The sequence below is a fragment of the Mucilaginibacter mallensis genome (genome assembly GCF_900105165.1).
Lineage (GTDB): Bacteria > Bacteroidota > Bacteroidia > Sphingobacteriales > Sphingobacteriaceae > Mucilaginibacter > Mucilaginibacter mallensis.
In genome coordinates this window covers 1,586,433-1,612,611 of the sequence record NZ_LT629740.1, presented here as the reverse complement: position 1 = coordinate 1,612,611, position 26,179 = coordinate 1,586,433, and the positions used below count along the sequence as shown (strand labels likewise).

At 41.9% G+C, this 26,179-nt stretch carries 21 protein-coding genes and 1 tRNA gene; 8 read left to right on the top strand and 14 right to left on the bottom strand.

Annotated features, from left to right (window positions below):
• Positions 1–11: 11 nt before the first annotated feature.
• Both BLU33_RS06540 and BLU33_RS06535 read right to left on the bottom strand, forming a co-directional pair.
• Positions 12–938, bottom strand: a complete 927-nt coding sequence (locus BLU33_RS06540) for an NAD(P)H-binding protein (protein ID WP_091370506.1) — start codon at positions 936–938, stop codon at positions 12–14.
• 1 nt (position 939) lies between these two features.
• Entirely contained in the window at positions 940–1,815 is an 876-nt protein-coding gene (locus tag BLU33_RS06535) for an SDR family oxidoreductase (RefSeq protein WP_091370504.1), read from the bottom strand.
• A 337-nt stretch (positions 1,816–2,152) separates the two neighbouring features.
• Here BLU33_RS06535 and BLU33_RS06530 point away from each other — a divergent pair, with 337 nt between their 5' ends.
• On the top strand, positions 2,153–2,950 hold the full coding sequence (locus BLU33_RS06530; RefSeq protein ID WP_091370502.1) for a Fic family protein: 798 nt from the start codon (positions 2,153–2,155) through the stop codon (positions 2,948–2,950).
• 201 nt (positions 2,951–3,151) lie between these two features.
• On the opposite strand, the gene BLU33_RS06525 is transcribed toward BLU33_RS06530, so the two are convergent.
• On the bottom strand, positions 3,152–4,066 hold the full coding sequence (locus BLU33_RS06525) for an AraC family transcriptional regulator (RefSeq protein ID WP_091370501.1): 915 nt from the start codon (positions 4,064–4,066) through the stop codon (positions 3,152–3,154).
• Positions 4,067–4,165: 99 nt separating this feature from the next.
• On the opposite strand from BLU33_RS06525, the gene BLU33_RS06520 reads away from it, so the two are divergent.
• From BLU33_RS06520 to BLU33_RS06505, 4 genes are all read left to right on the top strand, one after another.
• Positions 4,166–4,531 (top strand): nuclear transport factor 2 family protein, encoded by a 366-nt coding sequence (locus BLU33_RS06520; RefSeq protein ID WP_091370499.1) that lies wholly within the window; start codon positions 4,166–4,168, stop codon positions 4,529–4,531.
• 371 nt (positions 4,532–4,902) lie between these two features.
• Complete coding sequence (locus BLU33_RS06515; RefSeq protein WP_091370497.1) at positions 4,903–6,117, top strand: acyltransferase family protein; 1,215 nt, start codon at positions 4,903–4,905, stop codon at positions 6,115–6,117.
• 18 nt (positions 6,118–6,135) lie between these two features.
• On the top strand, positions 6,136–7,167 hold the full coding sequence (locus BLU33_RS06510; RefSeq protein WP_091370495.1) for a sensor histidine kinase: 1,032 nt from the start codon (positions 6,136–6,138) through the stop codon (positions 7,165–7,167).
• Positions 7,160–7,855: a LytR/AlgR family response regulator transcription factor gene (locus tag BLU33_RS06505; protein ID WP_091370493.1), complete on the top strand. Its 696-nt coding sequence runs from the start codon at positions 7,160–7,162 to the stop codon at positions 7,853–7,855. Before BLU33_RS06510 ends, BLU33_RS06505 begins: the two co-directional genes overlap by 8 nt.
• Before the next feature lie 167 nt (positions 7,856–8,022).
• On the opposite strand, the gene BLU33_RS06500 is transcribed toward BLU33_RS06505, so the two are convergent.
• Positions 8,023–8,096 (bottom strand) — tRNA-Ile (locus tag BLU33_RS06500).
• Between the two features lie 138 nt (positions 8,097–8,234).
• Entirely contained in the window at positions 8,235–9,116 is an 882-nt protein-coding gene (locus BLU33_RS06495) for a class I SAM-dependent methyltransferase (protein WP_091370491.1), read from the bottom strand.
• 58 nt (positions 9,117–9,174) lie between these two features.
• Between BLU33_RS06495 and BLU33_RS06490 the strand changes: the two genes are divergently transcribed.
• Positions 9,175–9,807 (top strand): HAD family hydrolase, encoded by a 633-nt coding sequence (locus BLU33_RS06490; RefSeq protein WP_091370489.1) that lies wholly within the window; start codon positions 9,175–9,177, stop codon positions 9,805–9,807.
• 174 nt (positions 9,808–9,981) lie between these two features.
• Here BLU33_RS06490 and clpX read toward each other — a convergent pair whose 3' ends face one another.
• The 7 genes from clpX to BLU33_RS06455 form a co-directional block, all read right to left on the bottom strand.
• On the bottom strand, positions 9,982–11,220 hold the full coding sequence (clpX, locus tag BLU33_RS06485; RefSeq protein ID WP_091370487.1) for an ATP-dependent Clp protease ATP-binding subunit ClpX: 1,239 nt from the start codon (positions 11,218–11,220) through the stop codon (positions 9,982–9,984).
• 103 nt (positions 11,221–11,323) lie between these two features.
• Positions 11,324–12,034: an ATP-dependent Clp endopeptidase proteolytic subunit ClpP gene (gene clpP / locus BLU33_RS06480; RefSeq protein ID WP_091370485.1), complete on the bottom strand. Its 711-nt coding sequence runs from the start codon at positions 12,032–12,034 to the stop codon at positions 11,324–11,326.
• 220 nt (positions 12,035–12,254) lie between these two features.
• A complete protein-coding gene (tig, locus tag BLU33_RS06475; RefSeq protein ID WP_091370483.1) occupies positions 12,255–13,616 on the bottom strand; it encodes a trigger factor in 1,362 nt (453 codons plus the stop codon).
• A 404-nt stretch (positions 13,617–14,020) separates the two neighbouring features.
• The gene (locus tag BLU33_RS06470; protein ID WP_091370482.1) at positions 14,021–14,983 is read right to left on the bottom strand and encodes a c-type cytochrome; all 963 of its coding nucleotides are present in this window, start codon (positions 14,981–14,983) and stop codon (positions 14,021–14,023) included.
• Between the two features lie 186 nt (positions 14,984–15,169).
• Positions 15,170–15,895: a head GIN domain-containing protein gene (locus tag BLU33_RS06465; RefSeq protein ID WP_091370480.1), complete on the bottom strand. Its 726-nt coding sequence runs from the start codon at positions 15,893–15,895 to the stop codon at positions 15,170–15,172.
• 133 nt (positions 15,896–16,028) lie between these two features.
• Positions 16,029–16,640 (bottom strand): GIN domain-containing protein, encoded by a 612-nt coding sequence (locus tag BLU33_RS06460; protein ID WP_157682066.1) that lies wholly within the window; start codon positions 16,638–16,640, stop codon positions 16,029–16,031.
• A 507-nt stretch (positions 16,641–17,147) separates the two neighbouring features.
• Entirely contained in the window at positions 17,148–18,332 is a 1,185-nt protein-coding gene (locus BLU33_RS06455; RefSeq protein ID WP_197684573.1) for a glycoside hydrolase family 76 protein, read from the bottom strand.
• 168 nt (positions 18,333–18,500) lie between these two features.
• On the opposite strand from BLU33_RS06455, the gene BLU33_RS06450 reads away from it, so the two are divergent.
• Positions 18,501–18,815 carry a hypothetical protein gene (locus tag BLU33_RS06450; protein ID WP_091370476.1) on the top strand — a complete coding sequence of 105 codons (315 nt, stop codon included), beginning with the start codon at positions 18,501–18,503 and terminating at the stop codon, positions 18,813–18,815.
• Between the two features lie 338 nt (positions 18,816–19,153).
• Here BLU33_RS06450 and BLU33_RS06445 read toward each other — a convergent pair whose 3' ends face one another.
• Complete coding sequence (locus tag BLU33_RS06445) at positions 19,154–21,046, bottom strand: RecQ family ATP-dependent DNA helicase (RefSeq protein WP_091370475.1); 1,893 nt, start codon at positions 21,044–21,046, stop codon at positions 19,154–19,156.
• Between the two features lie 389 nt (positions 21,047–21,435).
• Here BLU33_RS06445 and BLU33_RS06440 point away from each other — a divergent pair, with 389 nt between their 5' ends.
• Positions 21,436–24,651 carry an amidohydrolase family protein gene (locus BLU33_RS06440; protein ID WP_091370473.1) on the top strand — a complete coding sequence of 1,072 codons (3,216 nt, stop codon included), beginning with the start codon at positions 21,436–21,438 and terminating at the stop codon, positions 24,649–24,651.
• 258 nt (positions 24,652–24,909) lie between these two features.
• Here the strand turns inward: BLU33_RS06440 and BLU33_RS06435 are convergent, their stop codons facing one another.
• Positions 24,910–26,124: a proline dehydrogenase family protein gene (locus BLU33_RS06435; RefSeq protein ID WP_091370471.1), complete on the bottom strand. Its 1,215-nt coding sequence runs from the start codon at positions 26,122–26,124 to the stop codon at positions 24,910–24,912.
• Positions 26,125–26,179: the final 55 nt, after the last annotated feature.

Here is a 26,179-nt window from a genome sequence, read left to right as displayed (position 1 = left end):
ACACAAGATACTTATTTTTGATGACACACTGCTGCGAACTCCTTTGCGAAATCAGCGAGTTTAACCTTACCCATTTTTGGTTGGCTCCTATGAAAGTTCTCCAGCGTTTTGCCGCTGTGCATCACCGCCTGCATTTCTACCAATGTTTCCGCCAGTTTTTCAGGCAGCTTGGCCATCTTCAATCCCTGCAGCATTTCCTTGTCCGAGAGCAGCACCCATTTTAACCAGGGTTTGCCCACCGCGCTGCCAATGATCTTTGCCGCTTCGTTACAGGTCATTTCCTCACTGCCTACGTAACGGATGGTTTTCCCTTCGGGCAATAATAGCAGTTCCTCAGCAACCGCATCAGCGATGTCTTTCGGCGATACGAAAACAATCCGGTCATCTCCGCCATAGTTCCCCATCAGCAGGCCGGTCTTGCCAGTCAGCAAGGCCCAGAGGCCAGAATAACGTAACGTCAGGAATTTGCCGATAAAACCTTTGCCTTTGATCAGGTCGATAGACTGGTAGAAATTGGTGTAAAACGAACCGGGCCGCATGATAGTAATGGAGGCGTCCAGTTCATCAAATAGGTGTTCTACGTTTTCGCCTTTGACCAGGTCAGCAGCCCAGCCACTCATCAATACGATGCGTTTAGTTTTTGCTTCCTTTAGAGCCTGAGCATAATTTTGCGCCATGCGGCGTAAATAAACACTCAGGTCGGGTTCAGTGAAGCTCAGTGGTATCATGGCATAAACCGCGTCTGCGTCTTTAAAAGTATTAGTTAAAAACTTGACGTCGGAAATCGAGCCAATGGCCGGTATCGCACCTAAGTTTTCGATAGCTACTTCTTTTTTCGGGTCGCTGCTTACCACGGTTACGGCATGACCCTGTTTAACTAATATTTCTGTTAGCGGCTGGCTGATGTTCCCTAAAGAACCCGTTACTATAATCTTCATTTTATTGGGTGTAAACGCCATTTTCAATATCCGTAAGTAAGGCCGAATGCGTAGGGTGCCAGTTCAAAGTTTCCTGCGTCCACTTGCTCGAAGACGGACAGTCGATCGCGGCCATATGGGCAAACCAGCCAAAATGCTCCCCCGCTGCTTCGGGCGTAACTGATCTTACCGGTAGATTAAGTTTTTTGCCAATAGCTTCGGCAATTGACTTTACCGTAATGGCTTCTTCGGCAGAAGCATGATAACGGGCACCTTGTGTGGCATTTTCCAAAGCCAGTCGGAATAAATGGGCAGCATCTAAACGATGCACCGCGTTCCAGCGATTCAGCCCTTCGCCGATATAAGCCGAAAAACCTTTTTCTTTTGCGATATTAACCAGTATCGGCACAAACCCATGCTTATCGTCATCTCCATGCACCGAAGGCGACAAACGCACTGACGCGGCACCTACCGAATCTCCTGTTTGCTCCGAGGCCCGCGGCCATCCCGGGTTAACAGGTGGCTTAATATCTTCAGTGGCCAGCTTTCCCGGGCTAACCAGGGCTGTGCCCGAGGTAACTATAAAGGGCCGATCAGAACCTGCCAGTACTTCACCGATGGTTTCAATGGCGATTTTATCTACCTGGCAAACTTCCGGGAACCGGGTAAAATCGTGAATAAAGCCGGCATGGATCACGCCGTCTACCTGTGCAGCGCCGCTACGCAGGCTTTCGAGATCTTCCAGATCACCCCGGTGAACTTCTGCCCCCGCATCGATTAGTTTTTGGGCCGATGCATCTGAACGGGCCAGGCCGAGTACCTCGTGCCCGGCATTTATTAATTCCTGCACAATGGCAGTACCAATGAAGCCTGTGGCTCCGGTGACAAATACGCGCATAATTGAATTCTTTTGTTTCTACAAAAATGGGCTGCTTTGGTCAACAGGATTTATCCAAATCTGCGTTTGTTTTAGCCAAAACCATAAAAAGCATACGAACATCCTGAATCGTTATATCTACTGAATACTTTTTAAACTGTATTTTACTATCAAACAAAATTCTCCATTACTAACGAACAATTTTGCACTTTGTATCAAATGGGTAATTATGATACTTCAATTTGCTCTTAATCAGGTTATCGAAACGCAAGAAGCGAAACTTGCCTCAAAAGATGCGGGTCTGAAAAGAGACGCGTTGGCAAACAATAATTTATAACTATTTTCGCATAATAAAGTAATGGAACTAGTTAACCTCATAGAAAAGTATAATGATCTTCGAATAAGCGAAGTGATCGATCATGATCGGTTTAACCTGATTGCTATTGATCATCATTCTACCCGGATCGAAGGGTCAACATTGACCGAGGTGGAAACACAGGTTTTGATCAATGAGGGACGAACTCCTAATGGGAAACCATTAGAGGAAAGCTTAATGGTTACTGATCATCATGCAGCCTTGCTTTTTACGATTGAAAACGCAAAAGCAAAAAGAGCATTGAGCATATCTCTTTTACAAGAGATTAATGCTTTAGTCATGAAAAACACAGGCAAGGTGTATAACACTATGTTAGGTACCGTGGATTCGCGAACCGGAGCATTTAGAAAAGGCAATGTCACTGCAGGTGTTTCATATTTCCCAAATTTTGACAAAGTAGAGCGTCTGACTAAGGATTTAATAAAAAAACTTAATGAGGCTATTAATTCTCCTTTATCTATAGCCGAGCAACTAAATCTTTCATTTGACGCACATTTTAGCCTTGTCAGCATACATCCGTATTATGATGGCAATGGTAGAACATCGCGACTGTTAATGAATTATATTCAAGCCTGTTATAATTTTCCTTTGGCAATCGTACAGAGTGAGAATAAAGCAGCTTATATCCAGGCACTAATTGATACTCGTCAACAAGAAAACATTGAAATATTTCGTCAGTTCATGGCTGGTGAGTATGCGTTTTTACTTAATCAAGAAATTGAAAAATTTGAGGAAATGAAAAAGCCATCAAAAGGAAAAGGCTTTACTTTCCTGTTTTAGTTAGCGACCGATTGGAGAAAAACGGTAAAGTTGTCTATGTAGTTCCGGCCCATCAATATTTATCAAAGTAATGACAGCAAAGTGCAATATGCATTTCGTGCATATTGCTTTTACCGACCCTGTTTGGAAGGAATTACCCAGGAGTCCTCTGTAGTTCAATCCGCTGATGTTAAAAAATACGACCCGGAATGCAGCGAAAAATTATTCGACAATCTTACTTCTTCTATATACTGCTGGAGTCAGCCCCGTTTTTGATTTAAAGATCCGGTTAAAGGCCGATTCCGACTGATAACCGACGCTTGCTGCAATTTCTGATATATTGCTGTTATTCGTCGTTAATAGCTTTTGGGCTTGTCTGATGCGCCAATTGGTAAGGTAGCTCAACGGCGTTTCATGCACTAATTTTTTAAACCGGTTAAAGAAAACAGAACGTGACATACCAATCTCCGATGCAAGAGATTCCAGCGTCCAGTCGTTTTGGGGTGAATCCTGCATCAGTTTGAGTGCCTTGCTGATCCTTGGGTCGCTTAATGCGGAAAGAAAACCACTGCCGGGAGCAGCCTGCTCTAAATATGCCCTTATGATATTGATAAACATAATTTCCGATAGGTTTTTCAGCATTACGCTGCTTCCCGGCTTTTCGTTATTGAGTTCTTCCAACATTAATTGCGTAACCTGCTTTAGTAACAATTGATTTTCTGTCACATATTGCCTGATATGAATAATTGGGGGCAAATCCTTTAGAAATGGGTGCGGGGGCTGATAATCAAATTCAAAATGGCCCGCTATAAGGGTAGTTACGTCGCCGCCGCCGTTAAAAACATTTACCCCTGCTCTGCGGGCCTTAACAAATTCTGGCGAGGGCATGCGTAAACTGGTAGATTTATCTGCTATCCAGTGGGCGCTTCCGTGAGGAACAAATACCAGATCGCCCTCGGCCAATTCTATGATACTGCCATCGGGTGACCCAATAGTACAGTTGCCACTTACCAACCGCCAGAATTGCGAATTCTCATCCTTAACAATATCCAGTCCCCATGGGGCCGCAAGGGGAAACTTGCTATAAACAACACTTCTGAGTCTGGTTGCCTCTAATACGGTACTTAAAGCGTCCATCTTTATAAATTGATACGATTAGACAAATATACAACACTTTTTAACGCTTTAAGTATTGAATAACAGGATAGCTTTGTATTATTAAATAATCAAAGAAAAATGACAACTCAGGAATTAGCCAATCGCTACTATGATCTTTTTCAACAAGGGCAGGTGGCTGAAATTTATCAACAATTTTATAGCGCCGATATTGTTTGTACCGAACCCGAACATGCCTTGGCAATTGGTGTGCCTACCATAACCAAGGGTATTGAAGCGGTTTTAGCAAAGTCGAAAGCCAGGCAGGAAATTATAGCAGAAGTACACAGTTTCTTTTGCAGCGAACCGGTGATTGGCGGCGACTACTTTAGCGTGGCTATGGGAAGGGACATGACCTTAAAAAATGGTCAGCGGTTACAGTTAGCAGAAATTGCAGTTTTTGGCGTAAAGGACGATAAGATAATATCCGAAACCTTTTTTTATTAGCATCAATTAAAACTAATTGAATAGTAAACTATTTGCCATGTGCAGCAAATATTTAAAAATGTGGTTCGAGTTCTGCTCCCGCTACAAAGTAATTTAAGAAGGCTTTTAGATTAAATTCTAAAGCCTTTTTTATTTAGTACCCAATTCTCCCTAAAGTGAATAGGTATCTAATTCGGTACACTATTCCTGTAATCCGAGAAACTACCATCGACTATTATATCGGAAGATTGAGGCACTATTAGTCTGGAGTTGTAAACTTCGGATAGCGGAGGTGACGTTTTTTTCCGGTCGTCACAGTTATGTGTCCGGTCGTCAAAAATATTTCGGCACTCAACGGTTAGCCTATTTCTTTACATTAAAACACATAAATTATGGAAACCACACAACGTCAAACCTATCTCGACTGGCTCCGCATATTCTCTATACTGGGCGTATTGCTGTTCCACTCGGCTATGCCATATGTTTCGGAAGAATGGTGGCATATCAAAAACCACGATACCAGTAACCTGCTCATGGAATCTAACTTTTTCCTGCATCTTGTCCGTATGCCGCTGCTGTTCTTTATTTCAGGCACGGTGAGCTATTATATGATGCAGAAACGCAGTAGCCTTAGCTTTATCGGATTGCGCTTTCGCAGGCTGTTTATTCCGCTTGCAGTAGGTATGTTCGTTATTGTGCCGCCGCAGATCTATATGGAACGCCTAAATAACGGTTACACTGGCAGCTATTGGGAGTTTTATAAAACAGTGTTCAATTTTGTGCCTTACCCAAAGGGAAGTTTTAGCTGGCACCACCTTTGGTTTATTGCTTACCTGTTTGTGTATGACATTATTTTTGCGCCGTTTTTTGCGTGGATGACATCGCCAAAGAGCGAAGCATTCAGAAACAAATTGGCTGTATTGGCCGAAGGTAAATGGGTATATATGTTAATGTTGCCTGGCGTATTATGGTTTGTTTTTGTGACTAAAGATTCCCCGGAAACCAATAACCTGGTGCAGGACTTGCCATATTTTGTTTATTGGTTATTGTTTGTACTCGGTGGATTTATCTGCATTACCCAACCCAAATTGATGGACAGCCTGGAACGCAACCGGCGCTTTGCGCTTACCATCGGGTTCCTGGCTTTCTTACTGATCGATATCCTGCGTTGGAACAAAATCGAGCCCGAACATGAGCGCTGGCCGTTTGACAACAGCGGGTTAATGTATGACGTCTTTTATTCGTTGTGGCCTATAGTGGCCTGGGCTTGGGTACTGGCACTGGTAGGATACGGCAAACGCTACCTGAACAGAAAGCTAAAGGTCTTAAATTACCTCAACCAGGCTGTGTATCCCTTCTATATCCTACATCAGACGGTGATCGTGATATTGGTTTATTATATTGTTCCGCTGCATGAGGATGTGCTGATTAAATATATTTATACCGTTGGCTTCACCTTCTTTATAACGATGGGCCTGTACCATTTGCTGATAATGCCTTTCCCTGCTATGCGGTTTTTGTTTGGTATGAAACCAGCGGCGAAGATAAAGTCGACAGTAGCGCCTGGACCTGAAAATGTTGAACAATCGATATTGATCTCCGCTTAATTTTTATAACTTGAACTAATGAAATTTTTCAGAAAATATATTTTCCCTGCGCTGTACGGTTTGCTGGTTTATTTTACAGTGAGGTTACTGCACGATACAGATATAGGCTTTCATTTTTGGAAACGGGATTGGCGTATAAATGCTGTAGAATTGACCTGTTCCATATTGGTTGGTTACTTAGGGATAACACTTTTTGAATGGCTTTTCAAGTTTTATGACAGGAGATCGCCGGTTCAGTTAAGTTATAAAAATGTGTTTAAGGAACTGGCTATATTTATTGGTGCTAACCTTGTATTGGTAAATTTTGTGTTTGTTCCGATGGATACGGCATTACACCAGGCCTGGATACCTTGGGCAGATATTGCTGATATAAACATGATACCTACGTTTTATGCAGTTATTTACTATGGCATAGCGCGCAGCAACACCTATCTGCGCGCATTTGTAAATAACAAAATTCAGTTGGAGAAGATCACTAACGATCATTTGCAAACCGAACTAAAATTCCTCAAATCGCAATATCATCCACACTTTCTCTTCAACGCGCTGAATACTATTTATTTTCAGATGGACGAGGATGTGGAAGGAGCAAAACAAAGTATTGAGAAATTTTCTGAATTGCTGCGCTATCAGCTATACGATCAACAACAACAGGTACCGATAAGCAGCGAGATGGAGTATTTGAAAAGTTTTATCGACCTGCAAAAAATACGCAGTACAGATAAGCTGAAACTGGATTTGAAATTTGATAAGGCATTGAACGGACAGCTGGTTTACCCGCTATTATTTCTACCCTTGGTGGAGAATGCTTTTAAGTTTATTGGGGGCGATTATGAAATGAAGGTTAGCACCGAAGTAGAAAGTAAAGAGATCGTCTTCAAAGTAGAAAACTCCGTGCCTGATTTCCAGGAAAAGCTGAATAAAACCGGTGGCATAGGGCTGGAAAACCTGAAGCGGAGGCTTGACTTGCTTTATCCCGGCAAACATTCATTTATGGCGCAAAAACTGGGGGACAGCTTTGTGGCCGAATTAAGATTGAACTATGAATAACATCAACTGCATCATAACTGATGACGAGCCTTTTGCCCGCAAAGGCTTGCAGGGTTATGTGGAAAAAACAAGTTTTTTTGATCTGAAGGGAATGTGTGAAGATGCCATGCAGTTAAGCGATATGCTGCAAAAACAGCCGGTTGACCTGCTGTTCCTCGATATCCAAATGCCGCATATTACCGGGGTAGAATTTATACGGGCATTATCCAATCCGCCTAAGGTGATCTTCACCACCGCATTTGAACAATACGCCTTGCAGGGCTTTGAGCTGGATGTGATCGACTATTTACTAAAACCTATCTCATACGACCGCTTTCTGAAAGCTGCCTGGAAGGCACGCGATTATTTCGCACTTCGTGAAAATAAAACGGATACATTCGGTTCGTATATGTTCGCCAAGTCAAACGGCAGGTTGGAGAAGATCAATTTTGATGAGATACTGTTTATAGAAGCGATGGAGAACTACGCATCCATTCATTTAGAGAACAGAAAGATCATCATCCACACCACCTTTAAAGCACTGTTGGAAAAACTGCCCGCTAACCAATTTCTGCAAACGCATAAATCCTATATTGTTGCCATTGGTAAAGTAGAAAGCATCGATGGCAATACCATTCACATCAAAAAGTGCCAGGTGCCCATCAGCAAATATATGCGTGAAGCGGTTTTGGGGCAGATTATAAGGTAATAGCGCTGTAACACATTTGTAATACAATCCGTGTACAATTCAACAAAAAAACCTGTAAATCCCATCATCGGTGGAGGCCGATGAAGTGTTACTGTTAGGTCAAAACACTGCGTTTAGAAGCCAAAAAAGGCCGTTTCTCTTGCGAGAAACGGCCTTTTTACTTCAAGTGCGCCCACCTGGGCTCGAACCAGGGACCAAAAGATTATGAGTCTTCTACTCTAACCAACTGAGCTATAGGCGCGAAATTAGTTTATCGGGATAAACTACTAAACCGTGGTATTTATGTTTAAAACAATGTTTACCGCTATTCAGGCTGCAAATGTAGAAATTTTTAATTTATACAGAAATGAAATTTGAAATTTTTAACGTCGGGGGGCCATTATTCTCTGATTTTTAATCGCCAGGTTGCCCGTATGCGCCCTACGGCTGACATTTTAGTCCGCTGATCGGGAGTTGAATTCTTCAGGAGATAACTTAAAGCAGTTGATTCTGTGTAATCAGCTACGGCCTCTTTATCAATTACAAACCTGGCATCATAAAAAAACTCTTCTGCCGCCTCAAAACTATCAAACTTATTTTCCTCAATCCGGTGCTGCTCAAAAAATTGGGTCAACTCATCATTCATCTTAAGTCCCGCATTTAATTTTTCTGATTTTATGTATATATCAGCGGTTATCCAGTATCCCCCATGCTGTTCTAATATACCATGAATGATCTTTAATAATTCCTTTTTCTCTTTCACATCCAGATATACCAGCAGACCTTCGTTTACAATTACTATTTCCTCTTCATCAAAGTGATCTGTAATTTTTCTGAATGCATCCTTATTAAGGGCATTTAATGGCAATATTTCCAGTTTGCCTTTTAAGGGCTTTCCGACCTGTTTTAAGGCATTTGTAAAGCCTTCTTTTAGTTTGATCACATTATCCAGATCAGTATCTATATAATGCACATCACGTTCCTGCAAAGCGGCCAAACCACGAAATGAAAACCCAGATGACAGCTCCAGGATATTTTTGGCTGGCAGATCATTCAGTAACTGGTCAATACTTTGATACCGGCTTTCAAAATGTAGTAGCCTTGCCCAAAAGCCAATTTCTGTATTTTCATAGTCAGGTTTATATATCTCTGGCGATACCATCAATCCAGCAGCTTCCCTGGCAAACGGAATGGATGTTAGCCCTTTAAGCAACAGCAATGCCCTTGCCGACGGACTTATGCTACTATAATCACGGTTTGCTGAGTTTGTCTCAATTTCCATGCTATCTGTAAGCTAATTTTCGTAGAATTGTTGGTATAAAACTATTAAATTTCTACCAATGCAAAACATCAAAAACATCATATTTGACTACGGCAATGTAATTTTTAACATCAATTTTGCACAGGTGCAGGATGCCTGGAAAAAACTGGGTATTAACAACGCCGATGACTTTTATGGGCACCGGCATCAGGACCCGGTATTTAACCTGCTTGAGCGCGGCGAAATAAGCCCTGCGGGCTTCAGAGCGCGTATAAGGGAGCTAACTAACAAGCCCGGACTTACTGATGAGCAGATCGATGATGCCTGGAATGCCATATTTGTTGGTATACCACAGGGTAATCATGAACTATTGTTAAAACTAAAAGATAAATACCGCACGTTCTTATTGAGTAATATCAATGCTATCCATTACGACTATGTCCACCGCTATTTAAAAGATGAATTTGGCATGAACAATAATGAGGGACTTTTTGAAAAAACCTATTACTCGCACCTTACCGGCAAGCGCAAACCCGAACCAGAGATATTTGAGCAGGTATTAAACGAAAATAACCTTAATCCTGCCGAAACATTGTTTATTGATGATAGCCCACAGCATTTAGAGACTGCAAAGAAACTGGGGATACAAACCTTTTTAATGACTGCTCCGGATACTATTCAAAAGTTTTTTGAACGTGAGAAGTTGGTTTAGTTTTAGAAACACACCCCTTCCCCTCTTAAGAGGGGAACCAACCTCACTAGCTGCTGCCGCGAGTTTAGCGTAGCGTAACTCGTGGTGCGGCATTGTTAAAGCTTCCAGCTTTAACAACAAACATAAAAAAAGCCCGGTAATGATACCGGGCTTTAATATTTTAACAAAGCCTTATTAAGCTACTTTCAACTTCTTCAAGTCTGATTTTTCGAATTTCTCATGCGCATAATCCAACGTTACGGTTAGTTGTTTCACATCCTTTTTAGATGGGAACTCAAACATCGCGTCAATCATTATCGCTTCGCATATTGAGCGTAAACCACGTGCACCTAACTTAAACTCCATTGCTTTATCAACAATAAAATCCAACACTTCGGTATCAAAGTCAAGCTTTACACCTTCATATTCAAACAATTTTTTGTATTGTTTAAGTAAGGAGTTTTTGGGCTCGGTTAATATGTTGTGCAACGCTTCCCTATCCAGCGGATTAAGGTAAGTTAATACCGGTAAACGACCAATCAGCTCAGGTATCAAACCGAATGATTTCAGATCCTGAGGCGTGATGTATTTGTAAAGATTTTTAAGGTCAACCTCGCCATCATCACGTTTCATTTTGTAACCAACGGTTTGTGTACGCAGGCGGTTTGCTATTTTACGCTCAATGCCATCAAAGGCACCACCGCATATAAATAATATGTTGCTGGTATTAACCGTGATCATTTTCTGATCCGGATGCTTACGGCCACCCTGTGGTGGTACGTTAACCATTGTACCTTCTAATATTTTCAACAAAGCCTGTTGCACACCTTCGCCACTTACATCACGTGTGATAGAGGCATTATCGCTCTTACGTGCTATCTTATCAACCTCATCAATATAAACTATACCTCTTTCGGCAGTGGTTACATCATAATCGGCTGATTGCAGCAAACGTGTTAATATGCTTTCTACGTCCTCACCTACATAACCGGCTTCGGTTAATACGGTGGCATCGCAGATACAGAAAGGTACATTTAATATTTTAGCAAGTGTTTTGGCAAGCAGGGTTTTACCTGTGCCTGTTTCACCTACCATTATAATGTTTGATTTTTCTATCTCTACCTCATCCTTGTCAATACGCTGGTTTAAGCGTTTGTAGTGGTTATATACTGCTACCGATAATATCTTTTTAGCATCATCCTGACCAATAACATACTGATCAAGGTGACCTTTTATTTCGGCAGGCTTTAATATACCCGGTGTTGAAGGAGAGGCTTTTACCTTACGCACTTTCAGCTCTTCAGCTAATATTTCATTGGCCTGGTTAACACATTTATCACAAATATGCGCATCAAGACCGGCTATTAGCATCAGGGAGTCCTGTTTACCGGCGCCGCAAAATGAACACCTGATCTCCTTGCTGTTTTTATTCATCTGATTTCCTTTTGTTTAATCAAAAATAACTAATTGATAATTGAATACGAAATGTATTGCAAATTGTTTCAATTTCAACCAGTTATTTTTATCTAATTATAAATTATTTAGCTTTTGTGTGATTACCACGCAAAATTTCATCAACCATACCAAACTCTTTTGCTTCTTCAGCAATCATCCAATGGTCACGATCCGATGCATCCCATACTTTCTCAAATGGCGCGCCGCTATGGTCAGCTATGATCTGGTACAATTCTTTTTTCAATTTGGTAATTTCATGATAGGTAATCTCTATATCAGATTGCTGGCCCTGCGCACCGCCTGATGGCTGGTGAATCATTACCCTGGCATGTGGCAATGCAGCTCTTTTACCATTGGTACCTGCACATAATAATACTGCCGCCATTGAAGCTGCCATACCTGTACAAATTGTAGCTACATCATTTGATATAAATTGCATAGTATCATAAATACCTAAACCAGCATAAACAGAGCCACCCGGAGAGTTAATATAGATCTGGATGTCACGTTTGCTATCTGCCGATTGTAAGAACAGCAATTGAGCCTGAATTATGTTTGCGATATTTTCATAAATCGCATCGCCAAGAAAAATAATACGATCCATCATTAAACGCGAGAACACGTCCATCTGAGCTACATTTAACTGGCGTTCCTCTATGATATAGGGTGTCATTGAGGTTGGAAGTGATGCTGATTGGGCAACTCCTGTAATATATTTATCTACGTAAAGGCTGTTAATACGGTGATGTTTAACAGCGTATTTTCTGAATTCGTTTTTATCGATACTGTCCATGATTTGTTATTTATCCTTGTTATGTAAATTGGCGGGGTTTAATCGCCCTAATATAGTTTTTACTTCAATAAAATTTAAACCATAAAGTTTTTTTAAAGTAAAATTATTTGGATCAGCTTAGTCCGGAAGTCAGAAAGTCCGAAAGTCGGAAAGTAAAAAAGCAGTTTTGAGCTTTCGGACTTCCCGTCTTACGGACTTTCTGACTAAGGTCTTAAAAATATTAATGCTTATGCTCTGCTACTAATTTGCTGAAATCAGTAAACAGAATATCCTTATCATTTAAAGTAACAACGCTTTTAATGTAATCAAATACCTTAAGCGCTTTTAATTCTTCAAATATCTTGTTGGCATTTTCTTTTGTCTGTAAGTACTGTACTGTGTACTGGGCTAATTGCTCTTCGGCAATTGGCTGCGGACTGTACATCTGGAACTGCTGAGCCAGGCGTTGTTTTGCAAGGGCAAATACTTCGTCATATTTTATGTCGATGTTTTGATCCTTAATGATCTTGTTCTCGATCAATGTCCATTTAAGGTTTTTTGCAAAATCACTATAACCACCTTGTAATTCATCATCGCTCAATTGCTCATTGGTGGCTTTTAACCAGCGTTTCAGAAAATCGTCAGGCAAATTAAAGTCAACTTTATCTAACGCATAATGATATATCTCGTCCTGTAATTTACGCTCAGCATCCTGCTGCATCATAGTTTCAAGCTCTTCAGTTATCTTAGCTTTAAACTCCTCTTCAGTAGTTACTACACCTTCACCAAATAATTTATCAAAGAACTCCTGATTTAAATCACTTTCCTCTAAACGGTTAATGTTCTTAACTGTAAGGCGGAATTTTGATTTCAGATCAGCGGCTGCATCTTCTTCTATCTTTAATAAACCTGCAACTTTAGCTGCATCGTTATTAAATGCTTTCTGAATATCAAACACTACTTCGGCTCCTTTTTGTAAACCTATCAGTTCTGCCTTTATGCCGGCATCCTGTATTTGGTCTAACCTAACCGATGTAGTATTGCTTATCCCATCCTCAAAAACAGAACCATCTGGTGAAAGTTGAACTAATTCTGAATAAAGCACATCATCACCTGCCGATAAGTCAGGATTTGTCATTTTGCCATAGCTTTTGCGGATATTTGTTATGCGCGATGCCAGCGTTTCGTCATCAACTTTGATAATATATTTGGTTATTTTATCTTTTGATGAAAAATCGATATCAAATGCAGGGGCCAAACCAACTTCGTAGTTAAATTCAAAGTTATCGGCGAAATCCCAGTTATATTCTTTGCTATGATCAACTTGTGGCAATGGCTGACCCAAAACCTCTAATTGCTGCTCATTTATGTAGTTATTCAGTGTATCTGATAGTAAATTATTGATCTCATCAACCAAAATACTCTTTCCGTACATTCTTTTTATATGAGCGGGAGGAACCATTCCAGGACGGAATCCAGGGATCTTTGCTTTTTTAGCTTGATCCTTTATAGCTTTATCAACACGTGGCTGGTAATCTTCAGGGTTAAGGTTGATCTTTAAGATCGCATTCAGGTTATCAATTTTTTCCTGTGAAATATTCATCTTTTGCGGCTATTTTAGTTAATCGTTTGTTGTATAGTATACATACTATAATAACTATACCAATTTTAGAGGCGCAAAGGTATTAAAAAATTGTAAAGTGTGAAAGCAGTGCAAATGAGAAATTATGAGAATCATTTTTAAGGCTCTCCTCATATTTTTTGGCTGAAGCCTCTTTTCTATTTGAATTTAGCCGTTGGCTGAAGCCAAACGGCAATGAATTGGGATTACCCCATTCAAGTGCCCACGCTCCACCGCCGGTTCAAGCGTCCACGCTTGAACTTAAAATATTGATGAGCGTCCACGCTCATATTTATTAAACGAGCTAGGACGCTCGTATTTGCTATCACTCAAGTGTGGACACTTGAACTGGTGAGGTATGATGAATAAACCATTACCAACAACTATCAGTTAACTATTTTATGACTAACCGGTTTTATCGATTTCAAATAGGCATATATTGCTTTCAGGTCCGCTTCACTCATCCCGCTGTAATCATACCATGGCATTGGGCTTATGGCGTGCGCATTTTTTTGCTTTGCCCCTGCCGAATCGGTATAGGACTTAAACCTGTTAACAAAAGCCTCCCTTGTCCAGTTACCGATACCTGTAGCTTTATCGGGTGTGATGTTTGCCGAATAATAGGATCTGCCCTGGATCTTAAAATCGCGCCCGCCGGCATAATCCATCCCATGGATGATCTTTCCATTTTTTAATGGCGAATGGCAGCCGCCGCAAGCTGCTTCATTTATTATATATGCCCCGTATTTAATAGTATCGCTTTGCGGGGGTATCTCACCTAAGGAGGCTTTGTGCGGCATAGTGTACACCAGTATGTTCAATGGAAAATCCAACTGCCTTTTCGGATACGGACTGGTTACTATTGGTGTTAACTTACGCAAATAAGCAATAATAGAATACAAGTCTTCCCTGCTCATTTTTGAATAATAATCCCATGGCATAAGCGGGAATATAGCCGAACCATCCTTGCGCTCGCCGGTAGTAATTGCGCGGAATAGTTCACCGTCCGTCCAGTTTTTTAAATTATGCGGTGTGATGTTGGGTACATATATAACACCAGGCAAACCATCATCGCTTGAATCAAATTTATCACCACCCGCGCCGAACTTATCCGGCTCAATAGCACCAATAGATTTCGACCAATCGCGCTGCGAATGGCAATCCATACAAAGCGATACATGATTGGCCAGGTACTTACCGCGCAGCACCCGTTGCGGGGTTATGGCTATGGTTATATTTTCAGGCTTGCCAACACTGGGCAATGCTAATGTGATGTAGGATACCGCTATAACGGCAATTAAAACAACTGCTATAACTAGGTACAATAATCCTTTTCCAATTTTCTTCATGACAGGTTTTAGCGTTGACGGTTAAGCTTCAACTCCTTAAATATAATTACTTTCCATATAATCCAAAACAACCATACCATTTATCTTCAAATAGTTACAGACTTTTTATTATAAGTTAACCAAACATCCGTAAAACAAAAAAGGCCGGAATATGACCCCGACCTTCAACATTATATAGTATAATAATTAATCTACCTTCTCTACCGATGAAGCTCCCGACTTATCATTGGTCACGCTTGCTGGATTGCCTTTGTATTTTACTTCAGATGCGCCGCTGCTATGTATTTCAAGCGAGTGCAGCACATTTATCTGGCACTCCCCTGCTCCCGATGTGCTGATATAGTAATTGCCGACAACAAAATCATACGCATGTACCTTGCCAACACCACTTATGTCGATATGGTGTGAGCTGGCCTGACCTGTAAGAAATAATTCTCCAGCCCCGCTGGTTTCTGTAGTTACATTGGCCGCATCCAGGTCGAGGGTTATTTTACTGGCACCGCTGGTGCGGAAAGCAATATCCTTGGTAACAATTTTACCCTCAGCAGTAACCTCAATAGCACCCGAGCCTTTGATTTCTTCCAGATCACGTATACCTACATGCACAATCATTGGGCCGCCGTTGCATATATTTTTTTTAGTGTGGATATGCAGCACGCCGTCACTCACATTGGTTTTAACATATTTAAGCAGGTTATCATCGGCCGTAATAGTAAGCTTTGTTGAACTATCCTGCTTGAGCACCAGGTTAAACCCACCCGATATATCAAGCTTAGTAAAACTGGCTACATTACGCGTTTCGCTGGTTTGGTGGCCCGAGCCGTGTACACAACCAAACCTGCACGATGATGCTCCCACCGCTATTGAAACTCCTGCTATAAACAGGATGATATAATTAAATGCCTTTTTCATGATGAGTAGTTTATTGTTATTTGAGTTTATATGACCCCTAATATACAAAGGATGTTACATTTATAAATAAAAAAAGCTACGGCCCGTGGGTCATAGCTCCTGATATATGATTGAACTTTTGCAAAAGTGCTGATTATAACTCGGCCAACTCGTCGCTTTGAGTTTTGTGGGCTTTTATTACTTTAACTGTTTTTGTTAAATGCTCGGCCACCAGTTGTGATTGGTTTACAGTAGTAATATTGCTGTATTTTAAATCGCATTCGCTAACATTACCTGCAAGATCGGCTTTGGCATGATCATTTACGTTGATGTTGGCGCTGTAAGCATCAAGGTCAAGCTGGGCTGATGCGTTATCATACAAGGCAACATCTAAACCTATCTCAGCTAATTTACCGAATGATTTAACTACTGAGTTATCATAAGCACTGATGCCTCTCAAATCTTTAGCAGTAACCCATACTACCAATTTTTCGGCTTTGTATGATGAGATCCTTAAAGTACCGTTCACATTTTGTACTACAGCGTTTTCTCCATAGTAGCGGTTGTAAACTTTTACTGCATCGGCTGAGCCGTCTGATACAAATACTTCTACGTTTCCGCGTACTTCGATATTATTGATCTTGCTTACGCTGGTTAAAGTGGTGCTAACTTCTTTATTGTTTTTAACGGTAGCTGCGTTAGTGAAATTTACTGTTCCAAAAGCTAATGCTGCAATAGCTATAAGGGTAAATACTTTAGTTTTCATGATATTTATTTTTTTGATTGTCAATTTGTTGTGATTCATTTCTGTTATTAAATACACCAATAAGACAGACACGCGCAGGCAAACGTTACAGCTACATTTGCTCTAATAGACGTACACCCTGATTATATCGGTAAGCCCGGTAAAAACATCGGTGAAATGCGGAAAAAATTTATTGAATTGATATGCAAATGTGCGGATATGCAGATGTGCAGATGCAAAAAGATCCCTCATTGAGAGGTGTTAGGGGGGTATGCGTTATATAGAACTATAGACTTCCCCAAAAAACGTCATGCTGAACTTGTTTCAGCACCCCACACTCTAAGTTACCATTATGCAGATCATCCTCCTTCTGGTGAGTTCCCGAAACAAGTCCCGGATGACGATCACTTCTCAAAACGTTATCATTAGAAACGAAGCAATCCCCAACTATACAGAGCGGCTCTGCTAATTGGGGATTGCTTCGTACCTCGCAATGACGAGTAGAAGAGCATTGTGGGTATTAACTCTTTAATTACTTGGCGGGCAAATCTGCATAAAAGTAACTACGCTACTACCTTCGTATGATTGTATATCGCCGGTTGGGCAGGCTACACTGTAATCCCTGTAAGTTAGGTTGCGGGCGGCATCGCGGTTTTGCCAGCCAGTGTTGGCATTTTGCTGTACCCAGGTAAGGTATTGCTTTTGGCCGCCATCATTTATAAGCATCATAATATACTGCGCAAATATTGATTTCATTACCCCCTGCTCATTAAAATCGCCTTCGGCAGGTAATAAGCCATTGGTACACATGTTATTTTTGGTATAATCGGCATAAGCTGTGGCATCGGTAATATATGATGCATCTTTTGTCACATCATACAGCATAACCGCAGCGCCAATTGCTGTACCCTGGTTATAGGTATAATCCTGGTAACCGGGGGCACCATTACCTATTTTATGATCGGCTACCTCACCATTGGCAGGATTAACCAAATTCGTCTTCGCCCAAGCGTAAATCGACTTTGCTTTTGCCAGATAAGTAGTATCCTTAGTGATCTGGTACAAACGTACAGCAGCAATTACCGTAGGATAATTTATACAGGCGTTTTTACCGCTGTGCTGAAAATCCCAGAACATACCACCATCAACCGGGTCGTATGAACCTGCCCATACGTGGTTAAAACCAGCTATTGATTGTTGCAGATAGGTGGCATTACCCGTTAGCTGATTGGCCCGGGCCAGCGCGGTTACCCACCACATCATATCATCATAAATAAACCAGTCGGTAGCATTGCTCCAGTTATAGTTATCGTACTGAGTTACGGCACCAGCATATATATTATTGATCATGGTCATTTGGGCAGGATCGTTAGTACGTTGATATACATCCATGGCCAGGTCCCAATAAATAGCCTGTGTCCATATAGCGCCTAAACTACTTTTGGCTGTTGAGCTATAATACAGTTTGGCCGATGAACTATAGAAATACTTGTTAAAAGCCGCATAAGCGGTAGTGGCATCAGCAGCGGTAAAGTTTTTGGGCGGAGCGGTTGTTGTAGTTTTTACCGGGGTGAGGTTTTGCGGCGGCGGCAGGTAACTGGTGCTTTTATTACAACTCATTGTAACAAAGCCTAAGGCGATAAGTAAAGTGTTCATCATGTTTTTCATGGTAAAGGTTTTTCCATTACCATAGCTGGTAAATGTTGTTTTCATAATTAATACGGTTTATGTTTAATTGGTTATGGTTATGCCACGTGAAAGGGGTAACCAGAGGACAAGGATAGTCCGGAGGTATTAAAAAATGGGTTAATAAACCGGTTAACTGCTTATTAAATTTATTAAGCGGCAATAAAAAATCGTTTGATTTATCTATTGAGTCGCATGGTATCGCTCATAGCCGCTAAGGCCTATTTGTTTTGTCTTGATACAAAAGAAACAAAAAATCAAGTCAGCAGAAATGCTTCTTTGCCGCACAAGGCCATTGTCCTGCAAATCAGGCAAAACCTGGGCTGCTATATTTTTACCCTGCTGTCGCTACACACCTGGCCTTTACGCTTTTGTAAAAATCTGCTATGTCCTGCCGGTCTCAAGGCCACCAGCGTTTTGCCTGCTTTCACCCGAAGCTGTTCTACTGACAGAAGAAAGAAGGAACCTCACCACACTTTTCATAAGGAAAGAACTTTAATTGAACCGTAATTAAAAGCGGGTAAAGGCCCGACAAAAAGCGCGGGCCTGGGTGTTTTGCCTGTGGGCGGAAGGATCTTTTTGTCTTGATCTTTGGTTACTTTGGATCAAGCCAAAGTAACTAGTGTCGTGTCAATCATAAAATGTCGCTAGTCATGAGCCTAAAGTCTTGAGTCAAAATTCAAAAAGAACGAAATATGGCTTTAGACTTACGACTAAAGACTGTTGACTTGACACTAGGGCTCCGCGCCCATGAGCGGCTTCATGCGATATTCAAACATGCAAGTCCACTTTGCACAGTCGGGGATTGCTTCGTACCTCGCAATGACGCTTAATGAGATTTAACTGGGTTACAAATAATACACCACCCCATCACTCTTAATCTTCCCGGCATCAAGCAACATACGGATAGTTTCAATACGCTCCTTTTCAACCCCATTTTTAAGGCTGGTGATTAGTTCTGAAGCATCAAGTGATGATATGCTGAGTAATTCTACTATTTCATTAGTGATCACATCGCTTATCTCGTCGGCATTGCGCTCACGCTTTTCTTCGAGGCATATATCACAGATGCCGCATTTGGGGGCATTGGTTTCATCAAAATAAGCTAGTAGCATCTGACTACGGCAACGGCGATGCAACAAGTAGGCAAATACGGCCTCAATTTTATTGCGGTAATTAGCCTTACGGGTTTCAATATAACCTTTATTAATATACAGGTTATCAGCATCCATGCGGGGCTTTAGCCAGGTTACCTGCGGATGATCTGTTTGGGGCAGGTAGTTCAATACACCATATTCCTGCAACTTATTAAGCCCTTCAATAACCTGTTGGGTGTTCATATGGGTACGTTTGGAAAGATCGAACTCCCGCAATCGCACATAATCATCAAACGCCCCACCATAAGAGCGCAGCAACGCTTTTATAAATGGATCCCAGCCGGGGTTTTGAATCTGGAAGTTATATAACTGCTCATTAAATACTTCGAACCTGAAGCGCGAGGGCAGAAAAACACTCTCGTTAAAGCTCACATATTCGTCCTGCTCTAAAAACTTAAGGGCGCTGAGGGTTTTAATAGCATCCAGTTTATAGCGGGCACAAAAATCGCCAATATCCAAATCGAAGCTAATGCCCGCCCCCGCTCCATATGCCAGCTGGTAATAGTTGGCCAGGCAATGGTATATGCGCTTGATCTCCTCTATCGATGGAAAGTTCAATTCAAATTTCTTTTCTTCTTTATACCTGTCGGCCGGACTATACAGTAGCACCGCATAGGCCTTTTGCTCGTCGCGCCCTCCCCTGCCAGCCTCCTGATAGTAGGCCTCCAAACTCTCTGGCAAATCCTTATGGATCACAAAGCGTACATCAGCCTTATCAATCCCCATCCCAAAGGCACTGGTCGCTACAATAACGCGGGTATGGTTCCTGATCCAATTATCCTGTTTTTTGGAGCGCACTTCAACACCCAGACCTGCATGATAAAAATCGGCTTTGATACCATTATCATTATAAAATCTGGCTATTTCGGCGGTTTCCTTACGGCTGCGTACATATACAATACCGCTGCCTTTTACACCTTTGGCTATATCAAGCAGCTTGCGCAGCTTGTTTTCCTCGCTCATCACCACATAGCTGATATTGCGGCGCTCGAAGCTTTTTTGAAAAACGTTTGGCTTGGTAAATCGTAGTTTTTGTTGGATATCTTCCCTAACCTCGGCAGTAGCGGTAGCAGTAAGTGCCAGTACAGGCACATCCGGGTGTAACTCACGCAGATCGGCAATATGCAGGTACGGCGGCCTAAAATCATAACCCCATTGCGATATACAGTGCGCCTCATCAACGGCAATCAGGTTTACCTTCATGTATTTGATGCGTTCCTGCACCAACTCTGATAGTAAACGCTCAGGCGAGAGATATAAAAATTTAACCGGATTATAAATACAGTTATCCAGTGCCAAATCAATCTCGCGCTTGCTCATCCCCGATACGATGGATACAGCATTGATACCTTTGGCTTTCAACCCTTCTACCTGGTCTTTAATCAAAGCTATTAATGGCGATACCACAATACATATCCCCTCTTTAGCCAGGGCAGGTATCTGAAAACATACCGACTTTCCCCCACCTGTAGGCAGCAGCGCCAACGTATCATGCCCCAGTAATACGGATTTTATGATCTCCTCCTGCATAGGCCGGAAGTTATCATGGTTCCAATATTGTTTAAGGAGCTCGCGGATGGTCATGTATGGTGAGTGGTTGATTAGTTGGATTAAGTGAGTAGTTAATGCGTATACTATGTTTTACTAATTGCGAAGATAAGAATTAAGTGGAAAGTGGATTATTGGAAGTATATACAGGGGGGAGCAGGTTTGCAAGTACATGAGAGGGTGTCATGCTGAGCGCTAGTCGAAATATGAGCGCAGAGGCCTTTACCCACATGCTTCGACTAGCGCTCAGCATGACGGCTTAAACACATTGATCTATATAGTTTAGGGATTGCTTCGTTCCTCGCAATGACGCTTTTAGAAGATCAGCCAGAATCAACCACTCACAATTAATTTAATGACAATATCAAAACCTTCCAATTACTTCAATAGTTTTATCTTCGTAACGTAATCATATTATTATAATAATGAAGTTCATTTACCTGCCCATAATATTGCTCCTATTTGTGACTACAGTAAACGCCCAGAAATGGAACGTTGAAGCCCCTCCCGGCCCGTCAAAAAAAGTTATTATAACTACCGATGAAGGCACCTGGATGAATTTGGATGTTAGTCCGGATGGTAAAACCATTGTATTTGATTTGTTGGGCGATATTTATAACCTCCCTATTGATGGCGGCAAGGCAACCTTGCTGGCAGGTGGCAAAGCATGGGAAATACAGCCAAGGTTTAGCCCTGATGGTAAACAGATCTCTTATACCAGCGATAAAGATGGCGGCGATAATATATGGGTAATGAATGCCGATGGCAGCGATAAGCATCCAATAACTAAGGAATCCTTCAGGCTATTGAACAATGCCTCGTGGACACCCGACGGGCAATACCTGGTGGCCCGCAAGCACTTCACCAATACCCGATCATTGGGCGCAGGCGAAATTTGGTTGTATAATAAAGCAGGCGGCGATGGTATACAGCTTACCAAACGCAAAGATGATGAACAGGATGCAGGTGAACCCTTAGTATCGCCCGATGGCAAATTTGTTTACTGGAGCGAGGATGTTACCCCCGGCCCAAATTTTCAATATAATAAAGACCCCAATAAAGGCATATACGCCATAAAAAAACTAAATCGTGAAACAGGCGAAATAAATATAGTAGCAGGTGGAACAGGCGGCGCTTGCAGGCCGCAGCTATCACCTGATGGCAAGCTGATGGCTTTTGTAAAGCGTGTGCGTTTAAAATCGGAGCTATTTTTGCACAACATAGCTACTGGTGAGGAATGGCCTGTTTATGATGATCTGTCACACGATCAGCAGGAAACGTGGGCTATTTTTGGTGTATACCCCAATTTTGCCTGGACCCCCGATAGCAAAGGCCTCATATTTTATTCCAAAGGGAAAATATGGCACATGGATATCAGCACCCTGAATACAACTCCTGTTCCATTTGAGGTAACATCAACTCAAACTATTAGCGATGCGCTGCATTACCAACAAAAAGTTTTCCAGGATGAATTTTCTGTAAAAATGATACGTGAGATTACCACATCGCCTGATGGTAAAACAATAGCTTTTAATGCGGCGGGCTACATCTACACCAAAACACTGCCAGATGGCGTACCTACACGCATAACCAATACCACCGATCTGGAATACTCCCCGCAATTTAGTCCCGATGGCAAATCATTAATTTATATTGACTGGACGGATGAGTTAAAAGCCTCTATCAATCATATCGACCTGACCACACATATTGTTACCCGCTTAACTATTGATAAAGGGTTTTATTATACTCCAAAATTCTCAAATAAAGGCGATAAAATAATTTATGTAAAAGGAGTAGGTAACGAAGTATCAGGCTTTGCTTTTGGCGAGAACCCGGGTATATATATGATACCGGTAATGGGTGGTACGCCACAGATGATCATCAATAACGGCATCAATCCGCAATTCTCAATTGATGACGCAAAAATCTATTACCAGAGTGAGGATGGCGATAAAAAAACTTTCAGAGTGATGGATGTAAGCGGTGCTAATCAACGCACACTGTATACATCTACTTATGCCACGCAATTTAACCCGAGCCCCGATGGCAAATGGATGGCTTTTACCGAACTATTTAACTGTTATATAACGCCTATGGTTACAACAGGTAATCCGCAGGATCTTTCGGCAAATAATAAGGCTATCCCACTAACCAAGCTCACTAAAGACGCCGGCACCTACCTGCATTGGAGCAAGGACAGCCAAAAAATAATGTGGACGCTGGGACCAAGATATTATGTGAGGGATATCGGTACTGCTATCGGCGATAAATTTAACCCGGCAGATACAGCAAGCACAGACATTGGATTGAAGCTAAAAACTGACGTACCGACAGGTAAAATAGCTTTCAAAAACGCGCGTATCATCACCATGAAGGACGACCAGGTGATTGAGAACGGAACCATTGTTATCGACCAGAATAAGATTATAGCAGTTGGCAAAAATGAGGAAGTACAAATACCCGCCGATGCCAAAGTTTATGATATAGCCGGTAAAACCATTATGCCGGGCATAGTTGATGTACATGCACATCTGCACCCCAGCCCTGATGGTATTTCGCCGCAGCAGGACTGGAATTATTATGCCAACCTGGCTTATGGGGTAACAACAGCCCATGATCCATCCACTAATACGGAGATGGTATTTAGTCAGGCTGAAATGGTAAAATCAGGCCACATGGTTGGCCCGAGGATATACTCAACCGGCACCATTTTATACGGTGCTGATGGTGATTTTAAAGCAGTAATAAATAGTCTGGATGATGCCCGCTCGCATTTGCGCAGGTTAAAGGTCGTGGGTGCTTTCTCGGTAAAAAGCTATAACCAGCCCCGCCGGGAGCAACGTCAGGAAATTATTGCTGCCGCGAGAGAACTGCAAATGGAAGTAGTGCCCGAAGGCGGTTCAACTTTTGAAACCAATATGAATATGATAGTAGATGGGCATACTGGTATTGAGCATAACATACCTGTTTGGCCTGTATACAAGGATGTGAAAAGTTTGTGGAACAATAGCAAATCGGGCTATACCCCTACGTTGATTGTAAGTTATGGCACTCAGTTTGGTGAAAATTATTGGTACGACCGTTTGGAAGTGTGGAAAAACCAGCACCTGCTGAATTTTGTACCGCAATTTATAGTAGATGCACGCTCGCGCCGCAGAACGGAATCTGAATATGGCGATTATGGCCATATAGAAATATCAAAATATGTAAAACAGATAAGCGATGGCGGCACAAAGATAAATCTGGGTTCACATGGGCAATTACAAGGTTTTGGCGCCCATTGGGAAATGTGGATGCTGGGCCAGGGTGGTATGACACCTATGGAAGTTATCCGCTGTGCTACCATGAACGGCGCATCCTATTTAGGTATGGATAAAGAAATTGGCTCGCTTGAAATTGGCAAGCTGGCCGATTTGATAGTACTGAATGCCAACCCGCTTGATGATATCCGCAATAGCGAAAAAATAAAATATGTAATGGCAAACGGCCGCCTGTATGATTCAGATTCCATGAACGAAACAGGCAATACCGAAAAGCCACGCCTGCATTTCTGGTGGCAAATGGGCCGGGGTGATATGATCAGCCTGCCGGTTGAAAATGCCCAAACGTATCAGTTTACTACTGAGGATGGGGATTAGGGAACCAGGATTTAGCGGATTTTAGAGATTTACAGGATGTTACTAATCAGCGCGTCATTGCGAGGTACGAAGCAATCTCTACGTATGGGGTACACTGAGGCACTCGAAGTGTGCGGGGAAAGGCCTTTCCGCTTATGCTTCGAGTGCCTCAGCATGATCCGGCACACAGCTCTGTATAGCATAGGGATTGCTTCGTACCTCGCAATGACGCGCGGTGAAAAAAAATCGCGACAGACTTTTGACTTTGAACTTTCGACTTTAAACTACCGTGCTTTCTCTTCTCTTCTTCTCTTTCACAATCAAACCCAACTCGCGGCTCATTTGGCCTGCTATAGCAGTATTTTCCTGCGCACGGCGGAAAAGGTATGGCAGTACGGCTTTTATAGGTCCGTAAGGCACGTACTTAGCAACATTGTAGTCGGCATTGGCAAGGTTAAAGCTCAGATTATCGCTCATTCCCAACAATTGCGAGAAATAGATATGCGGGTTTTTAGGGTCAACGTGCTTTTCATTCAGCAAGTCGGCCAATAAACGACAGCTATCCTCGTTATGGGTACCCGCTACAATGGCAATGCCATCAACATGATCAATGCAGAACCTTAATGCGTTATTATAATCTATGTCCGTAGCTTCCTTATTGGGTTGTATGGGCGATGGGTAACCCTTTTCATCAGCACGCTTGCGCTCTTTTTCCATGTAGGCGCCACGTACTATTTTGGCACCTAAAATAAAGCTGCCTGCAACAGCCTGACTGTAATCCTGTTTTATAGATTCCAACTTATCATGACGGTACATTTGGTAGGTATTGTAAACAATTGCTTTTTGCTTATTAAAACGGGCCATCATGTTTAAGGCCAGCAGGTCAATGGTTTTTTGTATCCATGTTTCTTCAGCATCAATCATTACCGGGATACTTGTTTTATAAGCTTTTTCGCAAATAGCCAGTACACGGGCTTGTACTTTTTTCCATTCTTCCTGTTCAACAATGGTAAGCTCAAGGCCTTCATCCAATTTCTCCAATAATGAAAAGCGGCCTACGCCTGTCACTTTAAATACGGTGATGGGTACAGCCTTATCGCCGGAGGCGCGAACTATGGTACGGATAATTTCATCGCGGGTATTATCAAATACACTTTCGTCATCCTCACCTTCAATAGAGTAATCTAATATAGTGCCTACGCCACCCGCGTACAGTTTTTTTATAGTGTTATCGCATTCGGTAATGGTTTCACCACCGCAAAAGTGCTTGAAAATGGTTGATTTTATGATGCCTTTAATAGGTAAGCCTATTTTAATGGCGAAGTTTGTAACAGGCGGACCAATCTTTACTAAAAAATTTACATTAATGATCCGGAACAACCAATAAGCGCGTTTAAGCTCAAAATTGGTTGCATGGCGAAAAGCTATCTCCGTATTTTCAAACGAAAGTGTAGTTACTGGAGATGCTTTGAGGTCAGTTACGTTCGAAAGCATAAATACAAAAGTAGAAAATACAAGTTAACATAACTCATTATTCTGCGAATAGTTT